Here is a 9,566-nt window from a genome sequence, read left to right on the forward strand (position 1 = left end):
CGCCTCCTGGGCATTGCCTACACCGAAACACGTGATCTCGTTACGGCGGCTGAGGCCTTCCGCCAAGCGTTAAAAATCAATCCGCAGGATGCGACGGCTTGGTACAACCTGGGCCTTCTGTACAACCTAGCCGGTAGGGAAAACCAGGTCATGGAGATCTACCAGAAACTCAAGACGCTGTCGCCCGATCTGGCCGACAAGCTTTTCAATCTCGCCATCGCGCCGCGCTGAGTGCAGGAGCCTGCCGAGCTTGAGCGGCCTGTTTAAGACTCTTTGGGTGCATGAAGGGCTTTCCTAACGGTCGCGGCCCAGGATCGCGGAAAGCCACAGTCCTGGCGGCATTGCGGCTGGGCAACCAAGGGAACGCCGGAGGACGTCAGGAAGATAAGGTGCTGGCCGGCGGGATGGGGGCGGCAGGAGCGCTACTCATCATCATCATCGCCCGGGATCACCGGAGGGTTTCCGCTATACCAACTATAACCGCCAGGCATGTTCCAGCCGCTCCAAGTATTCCCGCGCATATCGGAGCCCCAGAAATAGCCGTCCGAATGCTCCCAACCACTCCAGAGATTGCCGTCCGGCGTAACTCCCCAGCGGTATCCCCCGGGGAGTTCCCAATAGCTGCCCACCGAGGCGCGGGCTGAAGACGTGAGCAAGATGAGAGACGCAACGGCCGCGAGGAAGGTTCTCATGCAGCGCATGATAGGAGGGAGCCAGTTTTAAGGGCAAGCATCACGCGCGCAAATTCGACGGGGTTCGTTGAGAATCTTTCAGGCGCTCGCCGATCCATGTTTTCGCCTCCTCGAACGATACCATTGTTGCATCCCCCCGATAGCCTAGCCCGCGCATAAACTGAACCTGCTTGAAGGAAGCGAGTCCCTTTTCCCGCCTCTTGCTCATGCCCTCGCTAACTTTGCGAACCCTGGCTTGTTTTGATGGGCTTGAAGCGGCATGCTTTTGCCGATGGGATCGCACACAATCAAGCTTCCGCAGTATGTATTCGAAAGTAACCTCGGCGAGTTGCTGGCCCGCTTGGGCGAATGTCGTTCGCATTCCGAAGTCTGCTTCGATTTTCAGCAGGTCGCCTATTACATCCCTGCCGCCATTGTGAGTGTCGTCGCCATGGTCAACGAACTGCACGTCCAGGATGTCCGATGTTCTTTCGTCAATCATAAGGATTGCGAGGCCTTCCGATATTTGCAGCGCATCGACCTTTTCAGCGAGATGGGCCTCGACTTACCCGAAGATTTTTTTCGCCGTTCTGGATCTCGCGACTTCGTCCCCGTGGAGAAGATCAATTCGGCTACCAAGCCCGAGTTGGCATCTTCCCTAGGCGAATGCATCGATCCCGCAGGGGGGCCAGCCAAACAAGTAATCGAGTTCTCCGCTGGCGAATGCATCCTCAATTGTCGGCAACATTCCAGGGCCATAGGTTATGTTTCCGCCCAGTATGCGGCGAAGAGCGACTTCGCGCGGATTGGCGTCGCTGATTGCGGGCGCGGGATTCGCGGAAGCTTTCGCGACAACCGTTCCAAATTCTATCGCGAAGGAATGACCGACGCGGAAGCGATTGCGCTCGCGATTCGCCCCAATGTCTCCAGCACTGCCGATCTTCCTCATATGTACGGCAAATCCCCCAACGCGGGCGTCGGTCTCAGCATGCTGCGGGATCTCGTCCGGCAAACCTTGGGCCATATGGTGGTCGTCTCCGGCAGCGGCTGGTGGAAGCAAGATGGTGTTCGATCTCCTAAAAGCGACGGACTTCCCGGAAACGGCTTCTTCCCCGGCACCGTCTGTTCCGTCTGTTTTACACGAAAGCAAATTGGCGATTACGATGCCATGCTGAAAGAAGCCCGACGCAAGGTAAAAGGCTTGCCGGAGGAGGAATCCGACGCTAATCTTTTTTTATGACTCATGAGTTCTTCATGAAGGAACTCTTCGGGTGCTTCTTGGCTGATGGCGATCAGGCTAATGCCTTCCGTTTCAATGAGGTTGAAGCTAAGACTAGCTTGGGTTCCTTGATTGTTTTCGACTTCGAGGGTGTCACAAATATGACCGAGTCGTTCTCCAACGCTCTTTTCGGAAATCTGGCCGAAGACCATCCCTTCGATCTAATCGATCGAGTGCGCTTCAAGAATTGTTCCCCTCTGATTCGCGGCTTCCTGGTCTCCGCCGTCTCTCACGGAATCGAACGAGGCAAACGGCTGGCGCGCTCCGAATGATGGATCGAACGCAGTCGTTTTTCTACTCAAACGTGCCATTCAGCCCGGCTTTCCACTCCTGAAAGCCCAGGGAGTCCAACTCTTCCTCGAAGTAGGTCTTTATTCTCGGGCCTCCAATTCTTTCATGCGTTTCTTCAATCGAGCCATGCGCTTGTCCTTGAGCCTCTGCTTGCTCTGAGCAGCCCGGCGTTGTTTGCGGTTCGCATTCATTTGCCGGATTCCTAGAACGATTCCGTCTCTTCCTACTGCTCCGCTTCTGCTTCCGATTCCGCTGCCCTACTCGCGGCGGCCAAGTTGCTGCGCAGGGTGTCCAATTCCCGGATCTTCGCCGAAAGCTCGGCTCTCTTGTCTTTCAGCCCGTCGATCTCTTGGGTCATCCGGATGATCTCGGCCTTGGCGTCTACAGTTTGATTCATGATTGATTTACTTTCTGTTCTTCTTGTTCTTCTCTTAGGATCTGCGCGATAGCTCTTCTGGTTACCACCGGCAGAAAGCCTTTCTCCTTTTCGCCTCGCTCGCAGACCGCCTCGATGTCCTGCGGGGTCAGCGGACGCCTAGGCCAGGGAAGAGCCGCCGTAGCCCATAGGCGAAGCTCGTCACGGTTGAGCTTGAAATCGAACCACGCCAACTCGGGCTTCCGGTGCGTGCAGGCGCCGATTTCGAGCCTCCGGGCGCAGTCCGGGCAGACCAGGGCCATGTCCTCAATGGCGGCTCGAACGGCAGCCTTTGTGTGCTTGGGATACCTGCGAAACGCCTCGTCGATGATCGGCGTGCGTCCGTAGGAGTGCCAGTGGGTGAGAAGGTTTGCCCTAAGCTCCCGGTACTCGGAGCTTTCCCGAAGCCGCATTTCCTCAGGGCTATCGAGCGGAATGGGATCTTCTTGCGGCGGGGGTGGTGCCGGCGTCGGGGTCGGCTCCTTCTTGAGTGCTTCTATGATCGCGGCTTGGTGGTAGGCGTAAACCAGGGTGAGCCGGTCCTTGATCTCTCGCGGGGTGTCCCCGGCGAAGCTTATCCACGGCTGGCCGTCCGGCTTGATGGTGAGCGATCCGCCGTTTGCTCGAAGCTCGGCTAGGAAAGCGCCCGGTTCCATGTAGTGCCGGCGTGCCGGATCGTCGGGCTCCTGGTCCTGTGTTTGCTCGATTGATTCCGAGGGTTCGGCCCGTAGTGCCTCGATGATCGCGGGCTTGTTCTTGCGGATGATCTCCCGGAACTCCTCGCGTTGGGACTCGGGCAACTCCGATGCCCATTCAATGTCTATCGTGCCAGCTTGACTTAATGTGACGGTCGATCCGGTGGACCGCAGTTCGGAGATGATGGCCCTCACTAGAATGACTCCTTGGTTCGTTGTGGCTTCGGTTCCTGTGATTTTTCTGGGTTCCCGAAGGGGGGTGAGGAAACGGCGCAAACGGCGCAAACGTCAATCTCATTGTTGGGCAATGGCTTAGTGTGCGCCGTTTCTGTTCCGTTCTGCGCCGTTTGCGCCGTTTGTGTTTTGTCTGCGCCAGTTACCGGAGTTCCTGCAACATGTTGACAGTCAATGCCGAGCGCCAGTTGCGCCGGTTGCGCCGGTTTTTGCGTTATCTTTTGGAAGTAGATTTTTTTGCTTTTGTGCGAATGCCCATATCCAACGTCCCATCCCATACGCCGCAGACTCGGCGCGAGTCGGCGGATCTGCTTACCGAGGGAGCGGGAGTTGTCCGGGAAGCCTCGCGGCGGACGGCTCGGGTCCGGCAACGTATTCTGTAGCTCGCTCAGCAATTCCGCAGGTGATCCTTCCCAACCGGAGTTGTGGGTTTCCAGAAATCTCATCAGCGCGGCCCCGGCAGGCGATCCTTCAACGGCTCGCGCGGAAGCTTCCGTGCGCTCCGCTCTGTACACGTCCAAGAATCTTTCCGGCTCCACCGCTCCGCGCTCGGCGGCTACGGCGAAGGTGGCGAAGTCGGCCATGCGGGGCAGCCGGTCGAGACGGACGTTGGAAAGCTCTCGAAGCGCTCCCGCGATACGGCTCAGGAGAGCGCCGAAAAGCTTTGGAGCCGCTTTGCGGAATTGCTCTTCAACTTCCGATTCCTGCTTACGCGATTCTTCCGGTACGCTCGGAAGTTCGATTGAGATAGTCCGGTCAACCAAATCGCCACGCATGGCAACCTCATTGATTCCCGTCCACATTGCGGGGCGCTTCGCATCAAGAACTCGCTCCTCGTTATTGGAGTAGAGCCGCCTTGCTCCGAAGCCCCCACCCGTTGACAACCGACATAGCGCGTCCGAAAGATCATCGTTGATGTAGGAGAGATTATCGAATGCCGGTAGCCAGCAATTTTCAGCCGCAACGCAGAAGTTTTCGACAGTCTTTGGGGCGGCCCGGAGCTTCGGCTTCGACGGGTCTATCAGGGACCGCAGGAAGCGGGCGGCTGTGCTCTTGCCTGAACCCTGCTCCCCCAAGAGTTCGAGCAGCGGGTAGGGTCCGATGGGGTGCAGCGCGAAGGCGAGAAAAGCTTTGATCTGCAACCATGAACCATCGTCGAGCCCAGGATTCAGAAACCCTCGCAACTCCTCAAGATTCCCTCCCCTCTCCGGTGTCGGTAGCGGCAGGGCGGTTGCGGAGCGGATGAACAGGACGGGAGATCGGTCGAGGATCTCCCAACCGTTCGCGGTGACGTGAACCGCTCGCCAATTCGCATCGCAGAGATCAACAAAAATACCGGCCAGGTTCCCGTCCGGTCCGATCTCGGGAGCGACGCGAAGAAAAACCTTAGCCTGCTTGCCGCTGAATCGCGCTTCCGCACTGAGAAGGTTGACCGTCGCGCCCCAGACTTCGCCACTCAGCGCGGCCAGTTCGTTGTCATACGCGAGCTTTTGGAAAAACTCCTTTGCGGCGGACGATTGAATGGGCCACGTCTCCCTATGGCCGTCCGAGTTGAACCGGACAAAGCGCCCGTCCGATCCGTCATGGAAAAGCTCAACGTCAGCTTTCGCCAGCGCATACAGCGCCCGCGCTTTCGCATCGGCGGAGCCTCCGCCCTCTTTGTCTTGGAGATCCTTCGCCGCAACCTTGAGCGGCTTAGCAACCTCCTTCGATATCTGCTTTCGCAATGCAGGCGATAGATTGGACTTGTCCAATGCATTCTGGAATGGCACCAGATGCTCGGGACGGATGATTTGCGAGAGATCGACGGCCTCATCCATGAGCTTTTGAAGCGCGGCGGCAGGGTCTTCCTTTCTGGCCGCCCAATCGTCGATCCCCTTTCCTTCCGAGAGATTCCACCGGAGTAGCCGGGGCACGGCTCCCGCCTTGCGCAGAGCCAGTAGATTAGCGAAGAGCGCGGTGCGGACGCTTGGGTTGGTCTCCAAATCAGCATCGAGAGCGAGGGAAACAGAGCGACCTTGCCAAGTGATGTCGCCCTCCCATTCGGGCATGGCGTAGGCATCCTCCGAGTTATCGCCGTTCTTGGACCTCGCAAGCCAGCAACCAGTTAGCCCAAGTGCGAATCCTCCGGCTTGCTCGATAGCAAGAGCCTTCACGGCTCCTTCCGTAAGAATCATCGGCTTATGAGCCTTGTCTAAAACCTCTTTGGCTTTCGGCCCGACGAAGGGATAGGTGCCGGAGCCCTTGGACCTAAGGAACTTCACAGGCTCGCCGTCGCCGTTGTGAAGCTCAGGGATCGTTCGAAACCCCCAAGCTCGGATCTTCCCGGCCTCGTCTTTGTACGGGAACCAGATGCCCGGTGCAGAGGAGATGTCGCTTTGTCCAAGCCGGTCGAAGCCCAGGCGGTCTTTCATGAGCCCAGGCTCGGGCTTTTCGATTAGCTCAACCCCGGCTGCTTCCCAGGTTTCCCTACGGATGCCGCGCTCAGTCAGGTACGCTTCGAGAGGGTTGATTACCAGCGCGGCGTCATCGAGCACAGGAACAATCTGGCCGTTCGAAGACGCCACTTCCGGCGTCTGGGTGATGGGTTCGCCGTTCATCGCCGGACCGCCTTTCCCTCGATCATCGCGGCCAGGGCCTCCTCGACGTCTGACCGGCGGAAACGGATTGTCTTTCGGGCCAGCTTTAGGCCCGGCAGCCTTCCGGCGCGCCAAAGTTCGAGGACAAGGCGCTTTGAAACGCCAAGCATCTCGGCCACTTGCTCAGGTGAAACCCACTCATTCGCGGCAGGGTTTGTGTCGCTCATCTTGCGCCCCCTTCCTTGGTGGGAAGTTCCGTGGTCGCCAGGAAGGCTTGCAGGTCGCTCGGATGGATGCGGTACTTGCCGGACACCCAGTAGGCTCGAAGCCGCCCGGTCTTGATGAGCCGCTTGGCCGAGTTTTCGGTCAGCGCCAAAAAGGTCGCCGCTTCCTCTAGTGTCAAGAGCCGATCCGGGAAGCGCGGAGCAGGCTCGCCGTTTGGGGTGATGTCGATTACTTGCATGCGCCCAAGGTAGATCTTCCCGGCTGGCTGAATCTCACCCGTTTCGGCCAAAATCTTCCAGGGGTAGGGCAAAAAAAATCCCCCGGCAGCGTTGCGCGATGCCGAGGGATGGGAAGGATTGCGTCGGTGGCTATATCAAAGGCGGCTGGCCGGATTCCCTGCGCTGCTTTTTTATGGCACTAATGGCATCGCGTATTCGCTTAGCCCTTGCATCCACCAACTCGGATTCTCTCTGGCGCGCCATCTTATCCTCGATCTGCGCGACTTCCCTTGCCGCCAGAATCCGGCAGGTATTCCTATCGCTCTTAGTTGGATTGGCCTTCTTGTAGTCGCAATACGCTTTGAACCTTGTCATCGCATCAGGTTCGGCAACCATTTCGCCCCCCGCTTCGAACTTCCGCTTGCGCCCCTGCTTATCCGATGCGGCCTCTCGCATAACCCGCTCAAACGGTCCCATCCCTTCCTTACTGGTTAAGGAATCCATGGACGCATCTTCCTCTTTCGCATGGATAAGATCTTTGGTTTCCCGGACAACCTCCCATACCTCCTCATGGGTGACGTTAGGGTTTTGCTTGAGCCGATCGGTTAGGTATAGCACCCCCTCGACATAAGCCTTAATTTCATGCCCGCCGTAGCATTTAGCGAGGATTCGGGCCGGCCCCTTGAGGGCTTGCGTCACGTCATCAATGGCCTTGTCCACGCTCGGCCACAGCCGTTCTAGCTCATTCGGCCGGTTGGTAGGGTCTTGTTGCAACCATGCAAAAGTCGAATATCGGAAGAGGTTCGCCAGGAACATCGTATAAGGATGAACGGTCGCCCCCTTGCTCGTTTTCCCATTGTATACGTCTTTCCAATGCGTTTGCTCCCACTCCTGCCTTTGCTTCGGGGTGAAGCCCCAATAATCCATGAAGGCTTCGATGGCGCTCCGTAACGCGTGGTGATCCCCTTTGTCTATCAACGGAGACCGCTTCATCACTCCGTCAGGGATTTTGAGCCAAGGGATTTGCTGCCATACTGTGCGAATTGCCGTTGGCCCGTGGGTTTCCGTGTAATACACCGAATCAGCGGCAGCGCCGGCTTGACCGGGATTCAATAGAACGGTAGAGTCTGTCAGCTTAGATTTCACAACTAAAGCATACAGCGGCGGCGATCTCGAATCAATCAGATTGCCGCCGTTCTTATATATGGTGTTCGATCATACCGCAACGCCCCGAGCGGGTTTGCTAAATGCAGAACCTCTGATTACAAGCGACGCTGGGGTTTGCCGGTCAGGTTGCGTCCGGCCCATAGATGCCGTTTGCGCCATGTTTTTCCGCCCTCCGCATCGCCACTTCCGCGAAGCCGGGAAAGATCAGCGCCGTTTCTGCGCCGTTTCTGCGCCGTTTCTATTTTGAAAACGGCGCACATTAAGTCGTTTATCCACAATTACTTTGTCGTTTGCGCCGTTTGCGCCATGTTTTTTCCTCTATTCCGTATACGCATATATTTTTTACCGCTGCCCCGCCGCAATCGGGATCACATTGGATGAGGCGGCAGGCGGGCAAATGGCGAAGTATCGCTTTGCGTCCTCCTCGTTCACCAGCGCCCGGTAGTGGCGGAAGACAATCGCAGGGCTCATATGCCCGAGTTCGAGGCTCACCCTCGGGGCGTCGTTGCACTGCGCCAGCCTGTAGCTGGCAAAGCTATGCCGCATCGCGTTTGGCCGCCACGTGACGCCAGCGGCCTTGCAAATGCGAATGAGCGTGCGGCGGGTATTCTTGGGCCTCACCGGGCCGGACTTCCTGCGGTAAGGCGCGATCCACGCCGCAGCGTTTTCCAGGATAGGCACTACTCTTCGGCTTGCCGTCTTCGCAACGTCGGCTTCGATCCTCACTTCCTTGCAGTTGACGTCCTTCCAATCCAACCTGTCCAGTTCCGCCGTGCGAAGGCCGCAAAATAGGCCCAAGGCGAGATAGGGAACCATTTCAGGCGCGACGTTACTTGCTGCTTCGAGCAACGCGCTAGCCTCATCGGGGGTGAACACTTCCGTCTTTGATGGCTTGACCCTGAGTGTAGGAACGTCCTCGATAATTCCTTTCGGGCACCAACCTTGATGGGAGCAGTAGGCGAAAAATGTGCCTAACATCGTTCTCACCCCCCGCCGGCGCAGTCCGCCGACCGGCAGCCCGCCAATCCAATCGCTCAATTCCTTTGAAGTGATCGTAGCGACTTTCCTACCCGCGAACGCGGTCGAGAACCGGGAGAGTTCACCTTGCAAAGCCTTCAAATACCTGGGACGCGCACAATCCGCTTCCTTGGCCTTAAGAAACGAGGAAGAGGCTTCCTTTACCGGTACGCTTGCCAATTCCCGCTTCTTCCGCTCGGCCCATTCTCGGGCCACGTCGAGCAGGTTTCCGCCGTAGGGCTCGATGAGCCTCTTAGCCTCGGACAGGGCTTCCGCATCCCCAGGTTGAAGAGAGAGCGCGCCGTCTCCGGCCACTCGCGCCCGTTGTCTCAAAGACCGGTGGAAGGCGTCGGCATCCCGCCAGGAAGCAAAGAACTTTCGTGCCCGCTTCCCGCCCGCGTTCCAAACCACCATGTAGGAATAGGCTTGGCTATTCGGATTCTTCGGGTCCGCGAGGACGGGAGGGTCGAGCTTCTTAAGGCGTGGCGGCTTGGTTGCTCTCATGCTCTAAAGCGTACCCATCCGCGCTTATAGTGTCAATACAATGCCAATAAGCTTGAGCGGGAAAGCGCGTTGCCTCTGGTGTCGTCAGGATGCTTCACAGTTTTGTAAACTGCGGGTCGTGGGTTCAAATCCCACAGCCGGCTCCAAGGTTGAAAGACTCAATCCTCCCTGGTAGAAGTCCTAGGGAAGCTTCCTTCGTTAACCGAACTTCCGCTGTGTGCTATCGCAAGTGATTGCAACAGAACGTTAAGACTTTTTCGTTCTGCCTACA

The 9,566-nt window shown here is 57.6% G+C and carries 11 protein-coding genes; 3 read left to right on the top strand and 8 right to left on the bottom strand.

The features are described from left to right. Positions 1-231 (top strand): tetratricopeptide repeat protein (locus tag MAMT_RS08835; RefSeq protein WP_142660644.1); only part of this gene is annotated, 231 nt, incomplete at its 5' end. A 191-nt stretch (positions 232-422) separates the two neighbouring features. Here MAMT_RS08835 and MAMT_RS08840 read toward each other — a convergent pair. Beyond that, positions 423-692, bottom strand: a complete 270-nt coding sequence (locus MAMT_RS08840; RefSeq protein ID WP_142660646.1) for a hypothetical protein — start codon at positions 690-692, stop codon at positions 423-425. 259 nt (positions 693-951) lie between these two features. On the opposite strand from MAMT_RS08840, the gene MAMT_RS11435 reads away from it, so the two are divergent. After that, the gene (locus tag MAMT_RS11435) at positions 952-1,911 is read left to right on the top strand and encodes a hypothetical protein (protein ID WP_178087039.1); all 960 of its coding nucleotides are present in this window, start codon (positions 952-954) and stop codon (positions 1,909-1,911) included. Positions 1,912-1,925: 14 nt separating this feature from the next. After that, entirely contained in the window at positions 1,926-2,222 is a 297-nt protein-coding gene (locus tag MAMT_RS11790) for an STAS-like domain-containing protein (protein WP_281289114.1), read from the top strand. Between the two features lie 242 nt (positions 2,223-2,464). Here the strand turns inward: MAMT_RS11790 and MAMT_RS11445 are convergent, their stop codons facing one another. The 7 genes from MAMT_RS11445 to MAMT_RS08885 all read right to left on the bottom strand — a co-directional run bounded on the left by MAMT_RS11445 (position 2,465) and on the right by MAMT_RS08885 (position 9,295). Beyond that, complete coding sequence (locus tag MAMT_RS11445; RefSeq protein WP_178087041.1) at positions 2,465-2,638, bottom strand: hypothetical protein; 174 nt, start codon at positions 2,636-2,638, stop codon at positions 2,465-2,467. Continuing rightward, complete coding sequence (locus tag MAMT_RS08860; protein WP_178087042.1) at positions 2,635-3,546, bottom strand: hypothetical protein; 912 nt, start codon at positions 3,544-3,546, stop codon at positions 2,635-2,637. Before MAMT_RS08860 ends, MAMT_RS11445 begins: the two co-directional genes overlap by 4 nt. Further along, positions 3,546-6,185 carry an AICE element replication initiation protein gene (locus MAMT_RS08865; protein WP_142660653.1) on the bottom strand — a complete coding sequence of 880 codons (2,640 nt, stop codon included), beginning with the start codon at positions 6,183-6,185 and terminating at the stop codon, positions 3,546-3,548. The genes MAMT_RS08860 and MAMT_RS08865 overlap by 1 nt, the downstream gene beginning before the upstream one ends. After that, a complete protein-coding gene (locus tag MAMT_RS08870) occupies positions 6,182-6,391 on the bottom strand; it encodes a helix-turn-helix domain-containing protein (RefSeq protein ID WP_142660655.1) in 210 nt (69 codons plus the stop codon). Before MAMT_RS08870 ends, MAMT_RS08865 begins: the two co-directional genes overlap by 4 nt. After that, the gene (locus MAMT_RS08875; protein ID WP_150003873.1) at positions 6,388-6,678 is read right to left on the bottom strand and encodes a helix-turn-helix domain-containing protein; all 291 of its coding nucleotides are present in this window, start codon (positions 6,676-6,678) and stop codon (positions 6,388-6,390) included. The genes MAMT_RS08870 and MAMT_RS08875 overlap by 4 nt, the downstream gene beginning before the upstream one ends. A 79-nt stretch (positions 6,679-6,757) precedes the next feature. Beyond that, positions 6,758-7,753 (bottom strand): hypothetical protein, encoded by a 996-nt coding sequence (locus MAMT_RS08880; RefSeq protein ID WP_142660659.1) that lies wholly within the window; start codon positions 7,751-7,753, stop codon positions 6,758-6,760. Positions 7,754-8,116: 363 nt separating this feature from the next. Then, entirely contained in the window at positions 8,117-9,295 is a 1,179-nt protein-coding gene (locus MAMT_RS08885; protein ID WP_142660661.1) for a tyrosine-type recombinase/integrase, read from the bottom strand. Positions 9,296-9,566 lie beyond the last annotated feature (271 nt).

It is taken from the genome of Methylacidimicrobium tartarophylax (assembly GCF_902143375.2).
In the GTDB taxonomy this organism is placed as follows: domain Bacteria; phylum Verrucomicrobiota; class Verrucomicrobiia; order Methylacidiphilales; family Methylacidiphilaceae; genus Methylacidimicrobium; species Methylacidimicrobium tartarophylax.

Excerpts from the sequence above, each read along its gene's own strand:
- MAMT_RS08840 (WP_142660646.1), bottom strand. The coding sequence starts at position 692 with ATGAGAACCTTCCTCGCGGCCGTTGCGTCTCTCATCTTGCTCACGTCT.
- MAMT_RS11435 (WP_178087039.1), top strand. The coding sequence starts at position 952 with ATGCTTTTGCCGATGGGATCGCACACAATCAAGCTTCCGCAGTATGTA.
- MAMT_RS11790 (WP_281289114.1), top strand. The coding sequence starts at position 1,926 with ATGAAGGAACTCTTCGGGTGCTTCTTGGCTGATGGCGATCAGGCTAAT.
- MAMT_RS11445 (WP_178087041.1), bottom strand. The coding sequence starts at position 2,638 with ATGAATCAAACTGTAGACGCCAAGGCCGAGATCATCCGGATGACCCAA.
- MAMT_RS08865 (WP_142660653.1), bottom strand. The coding sequence starts at position 6,185 with ATGAACGGCGAACCCATCACCCAGACGCCGGAAGTGGCGTCTTCGAAC.
- MAMT_RS08870 (WP_142660655.1), bottom strand. The coding sequence starts at position 6,391 with ATGAGCGACACAAACCCTGCCGCGAATGAGTGGGTTTCACCTGAGCAA.
- MAMT_RS08885 (WP_142660661.1), bottom strand. The coding sequence starts at position 9,295 with ATGAGAGCAACCAAGCCGCCACGCCTTAAGAAGCTCGACCCTCCCGTC.